The organism is Paenarthrobacter sp. AMU7 (assembly GCF_041200195.1).
Classification (GTDB): domain Bacteria; phylum Actinomycetota; class Actinomycetes; order Actinomycetales; family Micrococcaceae; genus Arthrobacter.
Window position 1 is genome coordinate 205,134 of sequence record NZ_CP165735.1, and the last position, 20,804, is coordinate 225,937.

Annotated in this window: 22 protein-coding genes and 1 pseudogene; 6 read left to right on the forward strand and 17 right to left on the reverse strand. The window is 61.4% G+C overall.

Annotated elements, in window-relative coordinates; genetic code table 11:
- Positions 1 to 287: 287 nt before the first annotated feature.
- The 9 genes from ABQM86_RS00980 to ABQM86_RS01020 form a co-directional block, all read right to left on the reverse strand.
- Entirely contained in the window at positions 288 to 713 is a 426-nt protein-coding gene (locus tag ABQM86_RS00980) for a GNAT family N-acetyltransferase (RefSeq protein WP_280625464.1), read from the reverse strand.
- 198 nt (positions 714 to 911) lie between these two features.
- Positions 912 to 2,072 (reverse strand): MFS transporter, encoded by a 1,161-nt coding sequence (locus tag ABQM86_RS00985; protein ID WP_369745728.1) that lies wholly within the window; start codon positions 2,070 to 2,072, stop codon positions 912 to 914.
- Positions 2,062 to 2,412: a hypothetical protein gene (locus tag ABQM86_RS00990; RefSeq protein WP_280625468.1), complete on the reverse strand. Its 351-nt coding sequence runs from the start codon at positions 2,410 to 2,412 to the stop codon at positions 2,062 to 2,064. Before ABQM86_RS00990 ends, ABQM86_RS00985 begins: the two co-directional genes overlap by 11 nt.
- The gene (locus ABQM86_RS00995; protein WP_280625470.1) at positions 2,409 to 3,131 is read right to left on the reverse strand and encodes a cupin domain-containing protein; all 723 of its coding nucleotides are present in this window, start codon (positions 3,129 to 3,131) and stop codon (positions 2,409 to 2,411) included. Before ABQM86_RS00995 ends, ABQM86_RS00990 begins: the two co-directional genes overlap by 4 nt.
- On the reverse strand, positions 3,128 to 4,273 hold the full coding sequence (locus tag ABQM86_RS01000; RefSeq protein ID WP_280625473.1) for a sedoheptulose 7-phosphate cyclase: 1,146 nt from the start codon (positions 4,271 to 4,273) through the stop codon (positions 3,128 to 3,130). Before ABQM86_RS01000 ends, ABQM86_RS00995 begins: the two co-directional genes overlap by 4 nt.
- Position 4,274: 1 nt before the next feature.
- Complete coding sequence (locus ABQM86_RS01005) at positions 4,275 to 5,444, reverse strand: acyltransferase (RefSeq protein WP_280625475.1); 1,170 nt, start codon at positions 5,442 to 5,444, stop codon at positions 4,275 to 4,277.
- Positions 5,419 to 7,023, reverse strand: coding sequence for an FAD-binding protein (locus ABQM86_RS01010; RefSeq protein WP_280625478.1), 1,605 nt, complete (start codon positions 7,021 to 7,023; stop codon positions 5,419 to 5,421). Before ABQM86_RS01010 ends, ABQM86_RS01005 begins: the two co-directional genes overlap by 26 nt.
- Positions 7,020 to 7,721 (reverse strand): hypothetical protein, encoded by a 702-nt coding sequence (locus ABQM86_RS01015; RefSeq protein WP_369745729.1) that lies wholly within the window; start codon positions 7,719 to 7,721, stop codon positions 7,020 to 7,022. The genes ABQM86_RS01010 and ABQM86_RS01015 overlap by 4 nt, the downstream gene beginning before the upstream one ends.
- A 297-nt stretch (positions 7,722 to 8,018) precedes the next feature.
- Complete coding sequence (locus ABQM86_RS01020; RefSeq protein WP_280625485.1) at positions 8,019 to 8,792, reverse strand: SDR family oxidoreductase; 774 nt, start codon at positions 8,790 to 8,792, stop codon at positions 8,019 to 8,021.
- Positions 8,793 to 8,951: 159 nt separating this feature from the next.
- Between ABQM86_RS01020 and ABQM86_RS01025 the strand changes: the two genes are divergently transcribed.
- Positions 8,952 to 9,548 (forward strand): TetR/AcrR family transcriptional regulator, encoded by a 597-nt coding sequence (locus tag ABQM86_RS01025; RefSeq protein ID WP_280625488.1) that lies wholly within the window; start codon positions 8,952 to 8,954, stop codon positions 9,546 to 9,548.
- Positions 9,549 to 10,191: 643 nt separating this feature from the next.
- Positions 10,192 to 10,980, forward strand: coding sequence for a hypothetical protein (locus tag ABQM86_RS01030; RefSeq protein ID WP_369745730.1), 789 nt, complete (start codon positions 10,192 to 10,194; stop codon positions 10,978 to 10,980).
- Between the two features lie 148 nt (positions 10,981 to 11,128).
- Here ABQM86_RS01030 and ABQM86_RS01035 read toward each other — a convergent pair whose 3' ends face one another.
- Positions 11,129 to 11,311 carry a GNAT family N-acetyltransferase gene (locus ABQM86_RS01035; protein ID WP_280625494.1) on the reverse strand — a complete coding sequence of 61 codons (183 nt, stop codon included), beginning with the start codon at positions 11,309 to 11,311 and terminating at the stop codon, positions 11,129 to 11,131.
- A gap of 232 nt (positions 11,312 to 11,543) precedes the next feature.
- On the reverse strand, positions 11,544 to 12,479 hold the full coding sequence (locus tag ABQM86_RS01040; protein ID WP_280625499.1) for a proline dehydrogenase family protein: 936 nt from the start codon (positions 12,477 to 12,479) through the stop codon (positions 11,544 to 11,546).
- Positions 12,480 to 12,570: 91 nt separating this feature from the next.
- On the opposite strand from ABQM86_RS01040, the gene ABQM86_RS01045 reads away from it, so the two are divergent.
- On the forward strand, positions 12,571 to 13,152 hold the full coding sequence (locus tag ABQM86_RS01045; RefSeq protein WP_280625504.1) for a TetR/AcrR family transcriptional regulator: 582 nt from the start codon (positions 12,571 to 12,573) through the stop codon (positions 13,150 to 13,152).
- Positions 13,153 to 13,372: 220 nt separating this feature from the next.
- Positions 13,373 to 13,753 (forward strand): hypothetical protein, encoded by a 381-nt coding sequence (locus ABQM86_RS01050; protein ID WP_280625508.1) that lies wholly within the window; start codon positions 13,373 to 13,375, stop codon positions 13,751 to 13,753.
- A 183-nt stretch (positions 13,754 to 13,936) separates the two neighbouring features.
- Here ABQM86_RS01050 and ABQM86_RS01055 read toward each other — a convergent pair whose 3' ends face one another.
- From ABQM86_RS01055 to ABQM86_RS01070, 4 genes are all read right to left on the reverse strand, one after another.
- The gene (locus ABQM86_RS01055) at positions 13,937 to 14,566 is read right to left on the reverse strand and encodes a YitT family protein (protein WP_369745731.1); all 630 of its coding nucleotides are present in this window, start codon (positions 14,564 to 14,566) and stop codon (positions 13,937 to 13,939) included.
- 84 nt (positions 14,567 to 14,650) lie between these two features.
- Positions 14,651 to 16,495 carry an alpha/beta fold hydrolase gene (locus ABQM86_RS01060; protein WP_369745732.1) on the reverse strand — a complete coding sequence of 615 codons (1,845 nt, stop codon included), beginning with the start codon at positions 16,493 to 16,495 and terminating at the stop codon, positions 14,651 to 14,653.
- Positions 16,492 to 17,073, reverse strand: coding sequence for a TetR/AcrR family transcriptional regulator (locus ABQM86_RS01065; RefSeq protein WP_242703469.1), 582 nt, complete (start codon positions 17,071 to 17,073; stop codon positions 16,492 to 16,494). The genes ABQM86_RS01060 and ABQM86_RS01065 overlap by 4 nt, the downstream gene beginning before the upstream one ends.
- A gap of 150 nt (positions 17,074 to 17,223) precedes the next feature.
- Positions 17,224 to 17,790 (reverse strand): type 1 glutamine amidotransferase domain-containing protein, encoded by a 567-nt coding sequence (locus tag ABQM86_RS01070; RefSeq protein WP_280625520.1) that lies wholly within the window; start codon positions 17,788 to 17,790, stop codon positions 17,224 to 17,226.
- Positions 17,791 to 17,983: 193 nt separating this feature from the next.
- Here ABQM86_RS01070 and ABQM86_RS01075 point away from each other — a divergent pair, with 193 nt between their 5' ends.
- Complete coding sequence (locus tag ABQM86_RS01075; RefSeq protein WP_207595671.1) at positions 17,984 to 18,475, forward strand: DUF2975 domain-containing protein; 492 nt, start codon at positions 17,984 to 17,986, stop codon at positions 18,473 to 18,475.
- A complete protein-coding gene (locus ABQM86_RS01080; protein ID WP_337340186.1) occupies positions 18,475 to 18,762 on the forward strand; it encodes a helix-turn-helix transcriptional regulator in 288 nt (95 codons plus the stop codon). Before ABQM86_RS01075 ends, ABQM86_RS01080 begins: the two co-directional genes overlap by 1 nt.
- A gap of 547 nt (positions 18,763 to 19,309) precedes the next feature.
- On the opposite strand, the pseudogene ABQM86_RS01085 reads toward ABQM86_RS01080, so the two are convergent.
- Positions 19,310 to 19,720, reverse strand: a pseudogene (locus ABQM86_RS01085) (Gfo/Idh/MocA family protein); the annotation flags it as partial.
- Positions 19,721 to 19,750: 30 nt separating this feature from the next.
- The gene (locus tag ABQM86_RS01090) at positions 19,751 to 20,770 is read right to left on the reverse strand and encodes a LacI family DNA-binding transcriptional regulator (RefSeq protein ID WP_369746705.1); all 1,020 of its coding nucleotides are present in this window, start codon (positions 20,768 to 20,770) and stop codon (positions 19,751 to 19,753) included.
- Between the last annotated feature and the right edge of the window lie 34 nt (positions 20,771 to 20,804).

Consider the following 20,804-nt stretch of genomic DNA (forward strand, 5'->3'; position numbering starts at 1 on the left):
GCACGAGGGACAACACGGCAAGCGCGACTGCGCGCCACCCGAAATCATGCGCGTTGGTAACGTCACCCCTGCTCTCAATTTCCTGGAACAGAATTAAAGTCAATCCTGCCGTTAGTAGCGCCAACACTCCGCTGGCGATCGAGCCGTAAAGAAGTATCTTCAGCCAGTTGCGCTGTTGGCTCTTACTGCGATGAATCGTATTCATTTCGAATCAAACTCCTCTCGACATCATGCAGTCGACCCTACCTCTGCTGCTAGTCAGACGATCCTGCCCGCTGGGGGATGGATCAACGGACGCGAGCCATCATTTTCGATGGCTCGCTTAGCTCGGTGAAGCCGTATTGGGCGTAGAGACCGTGCGCATCGGCAGTTGAAAGCAGAATGCGTTTCAGGTCTAGAGGTTCCAGATCCGCGATTACGCCAGCGGCTAGCATCTTGCCGATGCCTTGACCGCGGGCTTCGGTTGCGACGAATACGTCGCAGAGCCACGCGAACGTCACACCGTCAGTCACGACGCGACCATAAGCCACCTGCTCTCCAGATCCGATGTCGTACACCCCGTAGTTCCGAGAGGCGTCCATCGCTGCATCCTGTTTCTCACGAGCCCGATCCTGCGCCCAATAGGCCCAATAGGATTGCTCGCTGAGCCACTGGTGCACGCGGGCACGATCAACTCTGTCCGTTTCGGCGGAGAAGAAATAACGCTCAGTCATGGACAACACCCTAGGGGGACGTGGCAAGCTCGAAACAACGGACAGCATGCCAATGTCCGTCCCGTTGAGGCATCCTCCTACGCGCACAATTGCCAGTGCAGTCGACTTCTGACATTCAGTGCAGTCAGCTTCTGAAAACGACATCTGGCTTGAACGGGGGAGTGTCCCAGTTCTAAGGAAGTCGGACAAGCGATCGGATCAGTGACTTGCAGCGCTGCTTGTCATTGCTGGCTCTTGTGCGCTGGTGTTTCTTCCCGCGAAGGCCAGCATGATGGCGGCGAAGCCGAGGAGGCAGGCGCCGATGAGTGCGGGTGTCTGGATCGAGACTCCCACGAGTGTTGCTCCGCCTGCGGATCCTGCCGCGATTCCTGCGTTGAACGCGACTACTGCCGCCCCGGAGGCTATGGTCTGGTTTCCGAGGGATCGGTCGAGGATTTCTGTTTGCATGAGGGTGGGTAGCAGGCCGAAGCAGGTTCCTGCCAGGGCTGCCGTTGCGAACACTACTAAGGGTCCTGCGAGCAGGGCGGCGCCAGCGACGATGACAGCTTCGGCAATTAAGACGATAAGCGCACGTTGCAGGCGTCTTTTGCCGGCCAGACGTCCGGAGAGTGCTGTGGCGATGATGACGGCTCCTCCGTAAACCGCCAAGACAATGGACGGCTGGGTTCCTGCGTGGGTGGCCAGGGGTGCGAGGAACGTGTAGTAGGAAAAGTGTCCGGCCAGGCTCACGGCAAGGATGAGGGCTATGGGCACGAAACTTCCGCTGGAACCGCCCGTGGTTGTCATCTCAGTGGGCGTGGTCCGTGCTTGCGGTTGCGGTGCGCAGATCATGGCTGCGAGGACGCCGCAGGATGCCAGGGCAAGGGGGATCCGCCAGTCGAGGGAGCTTAGGGCTTCGGCTGCGGGTACGCCGAGGGCGAGGGCGCAGCCGTTCCCCAAGAGAACCCTGGCTGTTGCTTTGCCGGTGTTGTTGGGCGAGGCCGCGGCCGCCAGGGCCAGGACCAGGGGGAAGAACGCGCCGTGGGCGGCTCCTTGGATTGATCGAAGGATCAGATAGGTCGACATGTCCGGGGCAGCGCTGGTGGCGAGGCCGAGAACCGTGAAGATGCCGGCGGTGAGGACGGCTGTTTTTCGGAGATTGAATCGTTGGGCCAGGGCTGAAAGCGGAAGCGCAAGTACCGCTGTGCTGAGTGCGTAGAGGCTGGAACCGGCGGCGGCGGTTCCAATGTCTGAACTGAAGGCCTTGGCGATGTGTTCAAGCGCGCCGGCGGGGGCCATCTCGACTGTGACGGCGAAAAAGAGTGCGAAGGGCAGGGCCCAGTCTGTGAGCTGCCCTCCCCTTCGCGTTTCAGATGGCACGTTCACTTTCGGGCAGCTCGGGGACCCTGGGCGGGAGGTTACTGGTGACCGTCTGAGGGTACGTCCTGACGCTTAGCAGGATGGTTTCCGTCTCGGCACGCAGGGTTCCCTGGTCTTGGGCTGGTGCCAACAGCACAGAGCCCGCTGACAGCTTCCGGCCTTCGATGTCGACCTGACCGGAAAGAATGATGAACGCTTCGTGCACGCCTTGGTCGCCGAGGGCCATACTTTGCTGAGGTGCCAGCTTCCAGTGCTCGATGGCTTCTGTTTCGCTGTGCAGCATTCCGCGGCGGATCAGGCAGCTCCAGTAATCTGCCGGGTCCGGTGTGTTGATGATCATGAGCCGGGGGTCCTGAGCTCTACGGCAAACAATTCCACGTCGGAGGTTGCTGCCAGCGAGGCAGGAGACCCGTTGGGCACCAGGAATGAGGTGGGCGCATCGATGGTGGCGGTGGTGTCGGCAAATGAAAGGGTAGCGCTGCCGGTGTTGAGGAAACCTGCGATTTCCGCGCCGGGCTTCCCGAGGTTCAGGCTCTGTCCTGCGGCGAGGGTGTGCCGTTCGATGGCGGCCAGTGGCCCGTCAAAGGTCCCTTGTGTCTCGACTCGGGGGGTTGCGTGGAGGTCATGGATCCGGGCAGGCATGGGCGGCCTTTCTGTGTGGAGAGTGCCTTCGAGGTAGCTCTGGGTGTGTGGTGTGAGGGTCTCAATGACCCACCAGTTCAGCGTCGTCGAGCCGGTGTTACGCAGGCCGTGAGTGTTCCCTGGTGTCGTCAAAGCGAGGGTCCCTGGGCTGACCTGATGCGCTGTTCCGTTGAGGAAAAACTCACCCGTTCCCTCCAGAACCAAATAGATTTCCTCGGTGCGCGTGTGGCGGTGTTCACCGCTGACACCCCCCGGCGGGAGAGTCGCCCATTCCACGGCTTCTGTCGCGGATTCGAGCTCCCGCCGAGTGTAGAACGCCTTCCATCCGGTGGTGCCTGCTGCTCCGTGGACGCCCAGGACGGTGGCGTGTCCGGTGGGGGTGCGGGGCCGGGGTGGCACTTTGGTGAGGATGTTCATGCGGCAGACCTTTCCAGTTCCCGGTTCACGGCGCCGGTGAGGATGTTCAGTGCTGCTTCGATGTCACCGGGTGTTAGGTCGTTGATGAAGGTTGCCGCGCCGATTCCGGTGGGCAGAGGCAGGCGCTGGAGTCCATTGCGGTGGCGGGTGGTGTCGATGAGTGCCGTAACCAGGACATCGACGTTCATGGAGGGGTGGGTGACAGGCAAACCCAGTGCGCGCATGACGCTAAAGATCCGGGAGGCTTCGTCTACGGTTACCAGGCCCCGGTGGACGCTGATGGCGGTGGTGAGCGCCATGTCCAGGCAGACGGCTTCGCCGTGGAGCAGTTCAGGTAAGGCGGTCATTTCCACGGTGGGGGAGAAGGTGTGGCCGTAGTCGACCAAACGTTCCAGGGTCTGTTCCCAGAGGTTGGGTTCCAGCTCTTCGAGCATCCCGGTGATGGCTTTGTCGATGATCTGTTGTTCGGCCTCCGTGTGCTGTTGGAAACGTCCGGACAGTGCAGCCGCGCCGTGCTCTTCGAGCAGGGCGAACAGTTCTTCGTCCTTGACTAGAGCGATTTTGAGAATCTCCGCGAGTCCGTTGGAGACATGGCGCGGGTCCAGGGAGCTGAGGAAGGAGGTGTCGAGGAGGTTGCGGGATGCGGCGAAGTAGGTGCCGATTTTGTTTTTGCCGGTCTGGAAGTTCACTCCGGTCTTGACTCCGACGCTCGCGTCAACGATTCCGATCAGGGTAGTGGGAACTCTAACGAAGGGGGTGTTGCGGCGGTAAATGCTGCAGGCGAAACCAACGATGTCTGTGAGGACTCCGCCGCCGATGGCGATCACGGGTTCACGCCGACGGTCGAGTTTGAAGGTTTCGATGGCTTCGAGGACAGTTTCCACTGCACTCCAGCGTTTATTCGTTTCGCCATGGGGCAATACCAGGATCTTGTATTCGGAGAGGTTCGCTGCGGCGTAGGCGCGGATTTTCTCGCCGTAGAGGTCGTTGACGGTGGTGTCGGTGACGATGAGTCGTCGTGCGCCGTGTTCTCCATCGACCAATGTCGGGTTGGCTGGGTCAAGGATGTCAAAGGTGGTTTCGACGCTGTATTGCACATCCTGCTGGGCGGAGACGGTCCATGCGCGGTTGATGGTAGTCATTTCAGGCCTCTCGGGAGATGGTGGGTCGTGCGGGGAAGGGGTTTCGGGAACGCAGTGCGTTGTTGGAGGGGACTTCGACCAGCCGCCAGAGCAGGTGGGCGCAGCCGAGGCTGAGCACGAAGGCGGCCAGAATGGTGATGGCTGCGGGCAAGGGCTGCAGCGTGGCCGGTCCGACGATGGTGCGGGTCAGGGTCAGGATGATGTCGTGGACCATGTAGAACGCGAAGGACAGTTCGCCCAGGCGGACCGCTGCGGGGGAGGCGAAGATTCCCGGCGGGGATGTATCTTGCGCTGCGGCGATGACAAGCAGCAGCACGGGTATGACGTAGGCGGCGTCCATTTGCCAGGTGATGGGGAGAAAGAGGGACCCCCCGTAGCCGAGGGCCGCGAGCAGGAGGGACGGGCCGAGCGGGATGGTCGGCAGGTTTCTCTCACGCACCGCCCGGGCTGCGAGCATGCCCAGGGCGAACTCGAGGAGCCTGACCGGTGGCAGTGCATAGACGGCCCAGATTTGCGGGATGGAGGCGCCGAACAGCGGTGATTGGGCGTGGTTGGGGCCGAAGAGTTCCCCTGCTGGGAGCAACCCGGCGGCCAGCGGTGCCAGCGTGATCAGTCCGATCAGTGCAGCGCCGATGAGAAGTAGCCGGTGGCGTGGGATGCGGTTCACCAGTGGAAGAACGAACGGGAACGCGAGGTAGAAGAAGAGTTCGGCTGAGAGTGACCAGCTGGGGTGGTTGATGCTGAAGAAAGCGGTGTCGGCAGGTATCCAGGCGTGGACCAGTAACAGGTTGGCGACCGCTTCACCGATCGTGGAGGCGCCGAGCCCGCCGATGGCCAGGGCGATGAAAAAGGTCACGGCATGGTTCGGGACGATTTTGGCAATTCGTCGCCAGATGAACCTTCCGGGGGTGTCACCGGCGCGGGCTGACCACATGAGGACGAATCCGGAGAGGATGAAGAAAAACGTGACGCCGAACCATCCGCCATTTTTGAGGATGAACTGCAGGGGTTCAACTAGGCCCGAATCGCCGAGGTAGAAACGGCTCAGGCTGATGTGGAAGGCAAAAACAAGCAGCGCAGCGTAGAAGCGGAGCCCTGTCAGGGCGTCAAGGCGGCGGGCAGTTACCGGAAGTGTTCCGGTCGGTTCAGGCAAGAGGGATGCTTTGGGCATGGGAGAACACTCCCTTCGGGTCGTAGGTGGCGCGTGCGCGTTTGAGACGGGGCAGGTTGCCCTTGTAGTAGAGGTCGAACGAAGTCAGCCCGGAGGTGTTCCAAGTGCTGTCGTCCAGGTCCGTGTCTGCGTAGTTGATAAAAGCGCCATCTGCTGTGGAGTTCAGCGGAGGGACTCCTCCGGTGGAGGCGAACATGCCCCGGAAGGTGTTACGGGTCCAGGTGACGTTGGCTTGGTCATCTTCGGGGTTGTCCCAAATGGAGACGACCTGGAATTTGATGATGGAGTCCCGTTGGGGGACGGCTGTCGCGTCCGGGGCGACGGTGTTCACGGCCCCTCCGTAGGAGGCGATCATCAGCAACGCGCCTGGGTTGGTGATCGTTGGATCGTTCAGGCCCCGGTACGCAGCGGCGATTGCTTCGGGCGTGTAGGTTCGACGAAGGTACGCTGACTTGCCTTTGAACCGACGGGTCGAGTCGGGTCCGGTAAAACCGGTCCACTGCGTAGCCTGCATCCACGGCACGAGTCGTCGCTGGGTTACCTTCGCCGGAGGGATTCCCGCCGAGATCGCTGCCAGATAGCGGTTCAGGACGCCTTCGGCGTCAGGGGTTGCTGCATCGACGATGGTGTCCATGGTGATGAAGCCGTTGGAGCGGTGCCAGGTTTTGAGTTGGGCGAAAAGGTTCGCTTCCGGGGTCCCGGGGGCGGCGTGGTTTTCGTGCCACTGGCCGTGGTTGTTCAATAGGCGAGTAAATGATGCTTCATCGATGTCATCCCAGGACCAGGAGACGGTGCTGAGCCAGACGTGACGTGGCGGTGAGGGCAAGGCCTTTTCTGGCCGGTTTTCCGTGGCTGAGGGGCTGCGGAGCCAGTAGCGGGTCGCGATGCCAAAATTCCCGCCCCCGCCGCCGGTGTAGGCCCACCACAGTTCGTGGTGACGGTCCTGCGGGTCCCGGGTGCCGCGGCTGGTGGTGACAGAACCGTCCTGGCGGACGTGGACGGCTTCGACGGCCAGGAGGTGGTCGACGACGAGGCCGTCGCGGCGGTTCATTGATCCATAGCCGCCGCCGGCGATGTGGCCGCCGGCAGCTACGGTGGGGCAGTTCCCGGCGGGGACATAGACGCCCCATTGCTTGTAGAGCAGTTGGTAGACCAGTCCGAGCTGCGCGCCGGCGCCTACCTCGAAGGCATTCATCTCGGGGTCCCAGCGGACTTGGTCCATGGCGGAGAGATCGATGATGGATTTTACGGCCGGGTTGGCGACGAATCCTTCGTAGCAGTGCCCTCCGCTGCGGGCAGATGGTTTCAGTCCCAATCGCAGGACGGTGCGAAGTTCTTCGGCGACCTCGGCTGCTGTCCGGGGGAATGCGATGCGCTGGGCCTGTCCTTTCCATCGCAGGTTCGTGCCTTGTTGCAGGTCATCGAACTGTTCGGAGAGTGAGGTGATGACTTGATAGCCTCCGGTTCGGGCTGGGGTCTCGGTCGCTTGGGCTCGTGCGGGCGCACTGGTCAGGGCGATGGCGCCCAGCAGTGCACCACTGGCGCTGAGCATTGACCGGCGGGAGGCGGTGAGGCTCAAGAGAACGCTCCGATCGCGATGGGGGTCCGGAGCGCAGCGGCGTCCTTTTCGTAGGGCAGGGTACCGTCGGGCATGTTGATGATCTCGAGCTGGAGCCCGAATGGTGAGTTGAGGTACACCCACCTGTCCCCGGCGATGGGTCCATCTGTGATGGTCTCGGGTTCACCCAAGGTGGTGTAGCCGTTGATGGTCCGGAAGGAGTTGACCGTCTGGTCCACGTCGTCGGCGTGGAACGCGACGTGATGGCCGCCCAGGTCGCTGTTGGCTGGCCGGGGTGAGGGGGAGCTCCCATGGAGTACTGCTACCGGAAGTCCTTGGTCGCTGCTGAAGAGGTAGCCAGTGGCCCCGAATGCTGTGATGGCCTCTTGTTGGCTGAAGCCGAGAGTGGATGTTAGTTGGTGTTGGGCGGTTGCGAAGTCGTATCTGCTCAGCGCAACTGCTCCGAGGAGGCGCTGCACTGGTCTGTGCTGGATTGCCAGATTGATCCCGGAAGGCAGTCCTATCTCATACCCGTTGATCGGGTGTTCGATGGGGCGGACTGTCGCGTTTTCGTTGTAAAGCCTGGCGATCACGCGGTCAGGGTCCGGGGTCTGGAAGATGAGGAAGAAACTGCCCGCCGCTCCCGGGGGAGTGTCCCAGGAGCGGCGTTCGGCGCCGTCGTATTCGAAAAGTTCGAGGTTGATACCGCGAACGTTCATTGCGGTCACCGTCAATGAGCAGGTTCCCCGAGCCCCCAGTTTCGCCGCCATCCATCCGGGTTCCCGATCAGTGATCGGTCCTTCTACGTAGCAGACCTCAGCGCCAAGGGCGTTCTTAAGGTCGTGGGTCGCTTGGCGAAGTGATCTGATAGTGAGACCGAAATGGTCAATTCCACGAATTCGGGCACGGTTCATGATTCCCCCTGGATGTGATGCGAGTCAGGCCTAGGTTGGGCCCTGTGCGGATGTGACGCGTTAGAACGCGGACGCGGTGCGCGTCCAGATGGTGCTGGTGGGTTAGAGGTTGGTGCCGCCGGTGGCGTCGATCTTCTGCCCGGTGATCCAGCGCGCTTCGTCGGAGGCAAGGAAAGCTACGATGCTTGCGATATCGTCGGGCTGGCCAACGCGACCCAGGGCGCTGCTGGCAGCTACCCCGGCTTGGGCTTCTTCGTTTCCGCGGAGCCAGCCAGCGTTGATGTCGGTGTCCACGACGCCTGGGGCGACCGAGTTTACGGTGATTTCCCTGGGCCCAAGGTGTTTGGCGAGGGTCAGAGTGAAGGCCTCAATAGCTCCCTTGGTGAGGGCGTAACCGATGATTTCCGGGAATGCTATGCGGGTGACGCCGGAGGAGATGTTGATGATGCGGCCTCCGTTAGCGATTCGGGTCAGCCCTTCCTTGACGATGAAGTAGGGTGCGTTGACGTTGATGGCCTGCTGGGTTAGGAAATCTTCCCGGCTGAAGTCTTCAATGGCCCCGCGCAGGGTGACCCCGGCATTGTTCACGAGGACGTGGATCGGCTGGTTCAAGGCGCCTGCTTCGGCAGCGGCCTTGTCGTAGGCGGCCCAAAAATCCTGTGCTGCGGTGTCGGCTCCAAGGTCTGCCTGGAAAGGGAAAGCCTTTCCTCCCGCAGCTTCGATGGAGGCCGCCACTTCCGCAGCCGCCTTCCCGTCGTGTCCGTAGTGGACAGCAACAGTCAAGCCTGCGGTGGCAAGGCGGGAGGAGATTGCCGCACCGATCCCTCGGCTGGCTCCAGTCACAACGGCGATGTGGTCTTTGTGTGTTTCGCTCATGAATGAGATACTTACATACGTTTAGCGATCACTACAAGAAAGATTTCGAAAACTTATTGTGGCGCTGGCCACAGCATGAAAAACCACTCTCGTGGAGGCAGCCGGAATAGATGCCGGCTGCTGGGGGCTCTTCTTGAGAGGAACGACGAGAGGACGACGATGTCAGGAAAAGCAGGCCAAGGCCGGAAATTCAATATCGACGACGCCCTGGAAGCAGCCACCTTGGTCTTCTGGGACAGCGGATACGAGGGCACCTCCTTGGCGGAGCTCACAAAAGCCATGGGCATCAACCCACCCAGCCTGTATAAGGCCTTCGGCTCCAAGGAAGACCTCTTCTTCTCCGTCGTGGACCACTACAACGCAACCCACGGAAGCTTCATGTCCACCGCGTTCGCAGAAGAAGAGAGCGGACTGAAACTCATGCGCCGGCTGCTGATAGAAGCCGCCGACCACTACCCGTCAACAACGTTCCCGGGAGGCTGTCTGGTGATCAGCTCCGCCGTCGCGGTCACCTCCGCGAACCGCCACGTCGCAGAACGGCTGTCCAAAATGCGCAACGACAACATCCTGGCCATGGCAGAAGCACTGACCCGGGACCGCGAAGCAGGCCGGATCTCCAAATCCACCGACACCCATGCAATGGCAGCCTTCGTCGGAGCGACGCTACAAGGTATGAGCCAGCAGGCCCGCGACGGCGCAAGCAAAGAGGACCTCCTCCGCATCGCCCACTACGCCATCACCGCCATAGAGGCATGACAGCGAACAGCACGTAGAACGAGTCTCCGTACGTGCCGTCGCGGGAGCAGCAGGGCGGCGCAACCAACAAGCCAGCTCGCGAAGTCGGCGACTCAACAGTGATTGTCCGGCTCCTCAGCAGCAGCGGACGGCGGTCACACGGGCTGGCCGTTTCCTCGACGGACGTCCCACCGGTTCGGGCGTTCCAGTTCCAAGGAAGTGGCACATCCGACCGCACCGCCAATATCGGGTGACGTGCCTGTCTTGTAACTAACGATGATCACCGATCTCGAAACACCTAGTTGCGAGGCATAGTTGCAAGACCCGCCGGGGTTCAGAATGGCAAGCTGCGCAGGGGAGCAGAGCTACATCAGTGAGACGTCTCTTATCCCAAGGGTTACGAGAAGTGAGCTACAGCCAGGTCTCATTGGCTGGTTAGACTCGGGCGGTGAAAGCTGCCGCAATTTTGGCGTTTCCTCGCCGCTGCTTCAGGGCGCTCCTGTCATTGCGGGGGTTGCATGAGTCGAAACTCATTTCCATCCAACTCTCATTGTCACGGGTTCTCTACCGGAGGAGACTGGGGCGACGGCATCCCAACTCGGACCGCCTGCGAGGCCACCCGGCTGCGGGGCCTCACAGTAGCTTGTAGTGGCCTGGTGGATCAATGAGTTCTATGACACCCATCGAAAAGGCCGCTCAGCGGTCACGCCATTTCTTGCCCTTGCTGACTATCGCACTGATTGGATGTCTCGGCGGGTGCGAGTATGAGTTCGACGACGCATCCCTGCCGTCTGCCAGTTCTCCGATGACGGAGGCTCGCACGGTCCCACCGCTGCCTGAAAGTCGCGACCCTCGCACGGTCCCGCCGCTGCCGAAGAGTGGCGATATCGACGCCGGCACATATCTAGTCCCCGTCGACGGCTACAAGGAGCCTTTCGAGATCACCGTTCCAGGGGGCTGGTCTGCTCTCGACGGCAACAGCCTGGGCAAGGATGACCCGGATCACCCGGCTGAATGGGCCGTCCACCTGACCCTTGGGTCCGCGTTCTATGTGTCGATGGACGCATGCAACTGGAGGGGTGCCCTTGCCGATGTCGGTCCTGCGGACTGGGCCTTCACTAGGGCTATGGCGGCGCAATCGTCAACGGCAAGCACTCCTCCCGTAAAGATCATGGTGGGCGATTACCCCGGCTTCGAGTTCGACCACTCCGTCGAGGGCGACGTGGACATCCCGGCCTGCGACAGCGGCAAGTTCTGCATCCACTCAGAAATGATGTACCACTGCACACACTGGTACTCGACTCAGAATGAACACGAGACCTACCGGGTGGTCGACTTGGAGGGCCGGCGGGCTGTCGTTGCGGTGGGCTATATCGACGAATCGATCAATCCGGAGCTGATGAGAGAGGCGCGCGCCGTTTTCGACTCGATCGTGTTCAGGTCCTTCAAGTGATCAGCTGATCCGATAGGCGATCCCGCCCGCGGTCTCCGACTCCTTCTCTGAACTCACCGGGGTGTTTCATAGCCTCTGTGTCTCGAAAAGCTGGGGTTTCGAGGCGAGTTCGAGCGGGCGCCGGAGGACGTTGCCTGCTGGCCCCGCACTAGACCTGGGTGAGTGATTCGAGGCGACACGGAGCGGATTCCCCCCGATGACTTGGCGCCACCCAATAGCCAATGCTCGCCCGGCCTTGGCTGAGGTCCTTCAGCCACAGCCCGATTTGGCCAACCGCCTGATCAGAAGAGGAATCAGCAATAGCGAAGGAGTACCCGGTGCCATCAACCAAGCGTTGGTGCTGTCTTTCAATGAAGGCCAGAGCTGCCTGGGAAGCGGTTTGTGATCCCGGTCTACGATTCCGAGGGTAAGAACATCGTCGGTGAATTCGTCATCGAAGACGGCAACGGTCAAACGGTACAAACCGGCATGCAGCCGTCAGCGCCAAGACGTTAAATCAGAAACAATAGTCGATGGACTATTGCCCTGTGGAGCTTGAGTGGGCCACCCAGGGTGATGCCCAGTTAATTGGCAGCGGCTACGAGTGCGGTGAAGACCCGTTCGGGTTCTTCTGCGATGCGGTTCAAGACGTATAACCACCATTGGTTGCCAAAGATCGAGTATTCGCGGGTGGCGTAGCCGTCCTTGCGCAATCGGTCTAAGGTGGCGGTGCCCAGCCCGAGTAGCATTTCGAATTCCACTTCAGGTCGGCGGATCAGATCCGGGTGTTCTGAGATGAGGTCTTCGATCAGTGTTGCGTCATGGGTGGCGATGGACAGCGGGTGTCCGGTCTCCAGGATGCGTCCCGCTAAACGGAGGTATGCCTCCCGAAGTTCGCCGCTGCCGCGAGGGTGAGCCCTGTCGGCCGGTTCAAGGAATGCTCCCTTGACCAAACGGATGACGCCCGGTCGTTCCAGCACCCGTTCCAGGTCGGCTGCACTCCGGTGTAGGCGTGCCTGGACGGTGATCCCCACAGGTAGCCCCTCAGCGCTCAGCTTGTCGTAGGTGTCCAGGACCAGATCCGTGCGGTTTGAACCTTCCGCGGAGATCATGAGCGAAGTACCCAACGGCGCTACGGCTTTGGCCATCGCGCGGACGTTCTCTGCTGCAAGTCCGGGGTCCACGAGGAGTCCCACGTGAGAGAGGTCGAAGGAAACGGTGCTGATAATCCTTGCCGCCCTGAGTGCGGTGATCAGCTCCAAAAAGACATTCGCTTCCTTACGCGCCAGCTCAGCATCGCGGACGCTTTCTCCTGCGTATTCAATACTGACCAGGTGCCCGCGTGCCATGGTGCGCTCAGCTGCCATCAAAGCATCATCAACGGTGTCACCTGCCGAATACTGCCGGGCGATCCTCGTTGCCACGGATGCCAACGAGGGCGAGGACATCACCTTTTCTTTGAGGTTTTCATCCAACGCCCAAGCGCGCAGCACATCCGCTGCCGCCTCACGATCAGTCATGCTCACAACTCTCCACTTCACGTTTATTCCGTAGTCATTAATACCGTATTGTGCGCTACGATATCTTATTGCTTATTGAAGGGGAAGTGGCATGCCGAGAACACGTGACGTCGAGAAACAAAAACGGGCCCTGACAGAGGCCACATGGGCTGTGCTCACTCGCGCCGGACTGACGGGGCTGACAGCCAGCGCCGTGGCGAAGGAAGCCGGATGCACCACCGGACTTGTGTTCCACACATTCCCCACGAAGCGTGACCTTCTAGTTCACGCGCGCAGGACGTTGACTGAACGCGCTGTCGCCCGGCTCGATGAGGTGGAGGCCAAAGCATCGGACCCGCTCAGCGCACTCCAGGATGTCGTTCGTGCGCTGCCCGCATATCGTCACGGGGCAACCGACGAAGCGCGGGTCTGGGTCAGTTTCCTCGCTGCAGCCGTTGCCGATGAAGACATCGCGGAACATCACCGTCTAGGTAATCGAATGCTGCTGCGCCGCATTGAACGGCTGGCCGAGGCGGCACGACCGGACTGGACTCACGACGATGTCACATCTTTTGCGGTGGACGTTTCGGCGTTGAGTGAGGGACTTAATGCAGTGTCATTGCTCGACACCCAAAGCTATTCCGCGGAGCGACAGGAGAGGTCCATCGACAGGCTCTTGGAGCGCACCAAATAGGTTCCTCGGCTGTACCTCTTCCAGGGGAGTGGAACATTCTCTGCTTGCCAGACAAATTATCTAGTGCGTCTGGTGCACAAAAGTCGGGCGGACGCTTGACTTGACAAAAGAATTCAGCCGCTTGAGACTCAAAGCGGCTTCGCGGTGTGATCGCCAACACATTCTTGGGGCGGGTGTGATGCCAGTAATTCACTAAAAATTCTGGGGAAGGAATTACGACATGCGTAAATCACGATTGGCTCTTTCCGGCGCTGCAGCCGCGGGTGCTATTGCAATCTCAGGGCTGGCCACGGCCCCGATGGCCTCCGCCAGTGCAGCGGCTTCGGTGACCGGGTCCTACGCCTACTACAACTCGTCCACCAACGTCCTAACGAGCCGGGACACCCGCGTGGATGGAGTCTCATCCGTAGCGCAGCTGAGGTACGTTTCGAACGGGACTACCTACATTGCGACGCTGACCAACAGTCAGGGAAGCGGCGAGCAGGCCCAAGCTCAGAGCAGCGGACTCCGAGGGACCGTTTACGTCCGGGCGTGCCTCAACAACCGAAGCGCCGGCACCGGCGTCTACGGCTGCTCAGGCTGGGTCGCCACGGCCGCTTAGGCGCGCAGTAAACGACGCGACGCTTCAGGGTTCCCTGCAACTACGGGAGCCCTGGCGCGTCCTGCGGTTTGACGGTCAACCAGTCGTCGCCGCCAAAGCGACGGCCCCGCAGCGAGATGGTGTCCCGCCATGGAGGCTTCAGGATTGTTGGTTCCGCCGCAGGCTGCGCCCGGACGTTGCTGCTCAGGAGGCGGTCGACTTGCTCAGTGGGTTGTCCGGCGAGGGTTCTCGAGGGCCTGAAGGAACACTGAACAAGGGCATGAGCCACTGAATCAACGGTCCGATCAGAAACGCTTCGGCCACGGTACCGATCCCCAGGGTCCCGCCCAGCAACCAGCCGGCTGCGGCAACTGTTACCTCGATCAATGTGCGGCAAGTGCGGATTGACCAGCCGGTCCGCTGCGCCAGGCCGGTCATCAGCCCGTCCCGTGCACCTGGGCCGAAGGAGGCCCCAAGGTAGCAAGCGCTGCCGACGGCCAGGAGCACCAGCCCCCCGGCAAGGTAGACGACTTGCCAGAGTAGTCCGTTGGCTTGAGGAATCAAAGGTATCGACAAGTCGACGAAGGCGCCGATCAACACGGCGTTCGCCAGAGTGCCCCAACCAGGGCGCATCCTCAGGGGGATCCATAGGAGGAGCACGAGAAAGCTGACCGCGATGATGACCATTCCGGTGCTGATTCCCGTCAGCCGGCCCAGACCTTGATGAAAGATGTCCCAAGGGGAGATTCCAAGTCCAGCTTTGATGAGGACGGCGATGGAAAAGCCGAAGAGTGACAGGCCTGCGAGCAATTGAATGATTCTGCGTACCAACATCACACCAGCCTCCCCCAAACTGGCTCTGAAATATGTAGCCAGTTTGGACCTCTGGCTACCTCCAGATTCACGCCCCTGTGGATCTCATAAGGCACCCGTATGCCTGTCAGCGGTTGAAACCTTGGGAGCCGTGTCCACACGGGACATTCCGTTGATCAGGGTCACCAGAGAATCGCCATGCGTCAGTTGAGGATGGTGCCCGGCGCCCGTCACCGTGATCAGCTCAACATTTGGAAGTGACTCGAGCTGCTCAACTGCTCCTGGGGTGATGGGGTCCTCGCTTCCCACGATGATGCGGACCGGGCCGCTGAAACGCCCCAGCGCTTCCCGCAGTTCAGCACGCCATTGCTTGGAGCCCGCCAGGGCGAGATGCTTGGCCACCCTCTTGGCGCTGCTTCGCTTGAGGTCACTGAGGCTGGACGTGAGAGCAGCGGCGCTGGCTTCTGATCCGGTCAGCTGGCGTGACAGCCGTGCGGCGTCAATGTGTCGCAAGTAGGCGGATGCCAGCGGCCATAGTTTGGCCGAAATACCCCTCGGGGCTTGAAGGAAGAACGGTGCGATCAGCGTGAGGGACTTGACCTGTGCCGGGAGCTGGTAAGCCGCCAATACTGCCGCAGCCGCACCAATGGAGTGGCCGATGAGGTCAACGGGTCCGCCGTCCAGTAGAGCTGGCAGCCACTGTTCCCAGTCCTGAACGCCTGTTCCACTGCTGAGGCCGAGTCCGGGCAGGTCGACGACACGCGCGCCGATGCCCGACGCCACGGCTGCCCACGTGTCTGCATTGACCGGCAAGCCGGGAAGGACAACACGGCTGGACCCGGGTACGCCGAGCTCGAATGTGCGCAGACCGCCGACGTCGACGAATCGACGACCGTCAGACATGTCGGCGCCAAACCGATGAGCGGCCAGATGGTCGGCCCACCGCTCCACGGACACCAGAACATCCGGCATCTGAATCCCGTGTTTGTGGGCGAACTCGACGGCGGACTCTGTCGGATAGCGGTCGGCGGACATGAAGGTGAGCGTCTCGGGATCCGCTTTGGTGATCCGCTGCGGGAGCCGCTTGATGATCCCGATCGGCATCCTTAGCCGTGGGACGTTGACGCCGAGGTGCCGGCCGACATGGGTCAGGAGGTCTGCCAGCGGCGGGGTGGCGTCGTCGAGAATCCAATACGCCTTGCCTGCAGCAGCAGGATCGACCGCTGCTGCCGTCATGAAGGCTGCCAGATAGTCGACCGTGACCACCGGGAGGAACGTCGAGCCGTTTCCGGGCAGTGCGGCTACGGTGCCTTGCCAAATCTGCTCGATGGTGGTGGCCAGCCCGATAAGCTGGTCGGACTCCCCGGTCACGCTGTCGCCGATCAGGCTGGAGGGATTGACGATGGTCCAAGGGACCCCACCCTCCAGGGCCCGGGCCTGGAAGATGGCGTCGGATTCCACCTTGGAGGCTTCGTAGGCGCCAAGTTCCTTGTAGACCGCTGCGCGGTGGTCCTCTGACCATGGAACGGTTTTAGGGTCCTGTCCGCCGACACGGTAGCCCGACACGTGGACGACGCGCTGCAAGTTGGGGAGGTCCCCGGCGAAGTCGATCAGCTTCTCGACGATGCCGACGTTCGCACTGCGTGCCTCTTGGGCGGTCATTCCGAATCGGTAGGACCCGGCGCAGTTATGGATCTCGGTGATGGACGGGAATGCCGAGGGCCCGCCCGCGATGATCTCGGGAGCATCGAAGTCGACAATGGTCGTTCTGATGCTCCGTGTCAGACCATGCTCCTTGGCCCATCGCTCGACACCCGCTCCGGACTCGGCGGTCCGAACTGCCGCTGTGACGTTCGCGCCAGCTTTGGCGAGGGACAGGACGAGGTGTCGGCCGACCATTCCTGATGCCCCGAAGACCAGGGCGTGACGGGGGTTTTCGTGAGGCGTCATCGTGTCCCGCCAACGGTCTTGCAGCGCTGGTTGATGAGTTCCGCCACGACGTCAGCGGCCGATAACAGGGGTTGGGTGCTTTGCATGGCGCGGGAGACGATCACCGCCCCCTCAATCGTCGATACAACAACGGTTGCCAGAGACCGGGCTTCCTTGGCGTCAACGCCGCTGGCCTCGAGGAGCGCGGACGTCGGGGCGATCCACGCCTCGAAGGCAGCGGCACACGCCTGTCTCAGCCGCTCACTCTCTGCGCCCATCTCCAGGGTGACCACGGAAACCGGGCAACCCAGTCGGAAGTTGCTCTCGCTGACGATGGTGGCCAGAGCCTCGATCGCGGCCCGGGCAGCCTCAGCCGCGCTGCCGGCGGAAGTTGCTGCCTCCGCAATGAGCGTTTCGAACTGTTTCGCGGCGAGCTCGACCGCTGCGATGCCCAGGCCCTCCTTCCCGTCGGGGAAGTGGAAATAGATGGACCCCTTGGGAGCTGCGGCGTGTTCGATCACAGCATTCAGCCCCGTGCCGCTGTAACCGCTGGTCTGGATGAGCTGGAGCATTGACTCTGCCAGCCGTGCTTTTGTCATGTTTCCTTTTGAGGCCATGAAGAAATAATAGACTGGTCTATATATTTTGCAAACACTCAAGAAGCCAGTCTTCGTGAAACGCCAAGTGCCGCCGTCGTACTTCTTGTAAAAGTACGACGGCGGCACTTGCCGTATGGGGGTCGGTGACCGCTAAGCGGTCTGCCCGGCGTGCTGGCCCTCGGAGATCTCCTCGACCACCTTGGCGTTGAACGCGGGGAGGTCGTCCGGGGTGCGGCTGGTGACCAAGCCCTGGTCCACCACCACTTCCTCGTCGGTCCAGTTGGCGCCGGCATTCTTCAAATCCGTCTGGAGTGTGTGATACGAGGTGACGTTGCGGCCCTTGATCACGCCGGCGTCGATGAGAATCCACGGGCCGTGGCAGATGGATGCCACCGGCTTGTGCTGCTCAAAGAAGGCTCGAGTGAAGTTCTGCGCATCTTTGTCAACGCGGAGATGATCGGCGTTCACGACGCCGCCCGGAAGAACCAGTGCGTCAAATTCGGAGGCATCCGCGTCGGCAACTGCGAGGTCGACGTCGAACGTGTCACCCTTCTCCACGCCGTTGAAACCCTGGAGCTTTCCCTTGGAGGGAGCCACGAGGGTGGGCTCGCCGCCGGCATCCTTGACCGCCTGCCATGGGCTGGTGAGTTCCACCTGCTCCACGCCGTCCGTCAAGAGGAATGCGACCTTCTTGCCTGCGATGTTGTGTTCTGACATTGTTCCTCCTCCATTGCGCGGCGGGGTGCTTTTTAAGCGCGGGCCGCCACTGTGAGAGTTGTTTGTCTGACCTGCTCAAGCCTAGGGAATGCAGCTTTACTAAGCAAGCTGACTAATTTGCCGTCGCATCCGATGCTTGTTTAAGTATCGAATATCGATAGAATCAGGTTGTTGTTCGATAAAGGAGTTGTCCATGGGAAAGCTGACGATCCTCGCCCTGCGCATAGTGATCGCGATGGTGCTGGCGGGTTCGCTGTTCGTGCAGGTACGGATGGTGCCCCTGCTTTCCAACGACCTAGTGGAGGCGGGTGCGCCTGATGGGCCGCGGATTGCGTTGCTGGTCATCGTGGTCCTGGGAATTCTGTGTGTCCAGGTGGTTGCGGTCTGTGTGTGGCGGCTGCTGACGATGGTGCGGCGTGGGACGGTCTTTTCGCACGGAGCGTTCCGTTTTGTGGACGTGATTTTTGGTGCCATCGCTGCCGCAGCAGTGCTGATGTTTGGCATCGCAGTGATCCTGGCGCCCGGCGATATCGCACCGGGAGTCGTCATGCTGATCTGTGGCGCAGCGTTGATGATCGGGGGAGTGGCGCTGTTGGTGCTGGTGCTGCGGACCCTCCTTGCGCAGGCCGTTGCCCGGGACGTTGAGGCGGCCGGGTTGCGGGCCGAGCTCGACGAGGTGATTTGATGCCGATCATCGTGGACATCGACGTCATGCTGGCCAAGCGCAAAATGCCCGTCGGGGTGCTCGCCGAGAAGGTAGGCATCACCCCGGCGAACTTGGCCGTACTCAAGAACGGTCGTGCCAAAGCCGTGCGTTTTACTACGCTCGAAGCGCTGTGTGAGGTGCTGGAGTGCCAGCCGGGGGACCTGCTGCGGTGGGAGTCTGCTGATCGCTCGCATACCGCAACCCCATCTGCCGGCGGGCCTCATCCAGCAGTTCCATCGACCCAACCGACTCCGCTGGAGTCATGAACGGGCTCTCGGTCAGCCCGGATTGCAGGCAACGCGTCACCTCACGCAGCTCGTAACTGAATCCGTGTCCGAGCACCTCGAATTTCTCCGTCCGCGGCGTGCCGATGCGTGACTGAATAGTGAGTTCGGCCGGATTGAAAAGCGGAGCAGAGGACCGCAACCAACCTTCCGTGCCTCCCACTGTTATTACACTGGGGCATTCCGCGCCGATGGAGGTGATCAGCTGCGCCTGCGCGCCGCTCTGGTAGTTCAAGGTGAGGGAGTTCTGCAGGTCCACCCCCTCAGGAGTCAGGACTCCGGTGGCGACCATGTTTCGAGGCTCACCGAAAACTCCCAGCGCCCACGTCAGTGGATACACGGCGAGGTCCAGCAACGCTCCACCGCCTGCGGCCGGGTCCCAGATCCGCGCTGTGGGATCGAAGGCGGGCACGAAACCGAGGTCAGCCTGGAGCCAGCGCGGCTCCCCGATCTCCCCCGACTGCAAAATTTCGACCGCGCGGCAGAAACTGGGCAGGAACCGGGTCCACACGGCCTCCATCAGGAATAGTCCACGATCCCGGGCGAGATCCGCCAACTCCCGTGCCTGTACGGCGTTCATGGCGATGGGCTTTTCGCACAGGACATGCTTCCCCGCCGTCAGCGCGGCGAGCGCGACAGCATGATGCTGCGCATGAGGTGTGGCGATGTAGACGACGTCGACGGCGGGATCGGCCAGCAGCCGTTCATAGCCCGGCGTATCTCCGACATCCGAATAAGACGCTGCAAAGCCGAACTTCCCGGCAAAGCTGTGGGCCGACGCCTCCGAGCGCGAACTGACCGCCTGGAGAACGGCGTCCTCCAAGAGCGCGAGGTCTTGCACCACGCGTAAGGCGATGGAGCCCGTGGCCACAACTCCCCAGCGGATGGGACGGCCTGTCGCGACGGAAGGCGCGACGGTGCTGACGGGAGCAGGAAGCATGGAAGAGCCTTTCAAGGCAAGGGCTAAAAGCTAGACGGAATCGCGGATCACGATCGACGTTGGCATCCTGTTGACGCGTTCCGCCGACTTGCCCTCGATCAGGTGAACCAGGGTCTCGGCCATTTTCTTGCCGAGTTCAACAATCGGGTGATGCACGGTGGTGAGGGCGGGGGTGACGGAGGTGGCAAAGGAATCGTCATCAAAACCCACGACGGCGATGTCCTCCGGGATGCGAAGACCCCGGCCTTGGATGGCGGTGTAGGCGCCGGCAGCCATCTGGTCGTTCGCTGCAAAAACGGCGTCAACAGGCACGCCGCGGTCCAACAATCGATGCATGGCTTTGGCGCCCGAGGCCAACGTGAAGTCGCCCTCCTCCACCAAACTTTCGCCAAGACCTGCCTCCCGCACAGCGGTCCTCCACCCCGCCAGGCGATCCAGGCCCGGGGGCATATCTTGCGGACCGGCAATAGTTGCAACGTTCTTTCGGCCGCTCTGGGTCAACAACCTGGTGACCTCGTAGGCCGCCTGTTCGTTGGCAACATCCACGTAATAGCTTTCCTTGCCACCTACCAAGGGGCGTCCTGCGAACACCATGGGAAGGGACCCCGAGAGATGCGTCCAGGAGTTGTCGCCGCTGTGGTGCGACACCACCAGGACGCCGTCCACGTTGCCTCCGAGCAAGAAGCTGCGGGTTTTCTCCGGCTTCGACTCCGAGGAGATCACCATGTTCAGGGTGTACTCCGTGTCGGTGAGATACAAGGCGATGCCCTGCACCACCGAGGCGAAGAACGGATCCGCGAAGACCTTGGATGTCGACTCCGGAACGATGAGCGTGACCGCGTTTGCCCTCCGTTTGGCCAAGGAACGGGCAGCACGGTTGGGCGTGTAGTCGAGTGCGAGGATGGCTTTCCTCACGGACTGCGCCATTTCCGGGTCCACACTGGGGCTGTCGTTGACCACGCGGGACACGGTGGCCCGCGACACCCCGGCCAAGGCAGCCACCATTTCAAGGGTGGGTACCGGCCGGGGGCCGCTGGTGTCCTGCGTCATGGTCATCTCCGGAACGTAAGAAAAAGTATGCCTC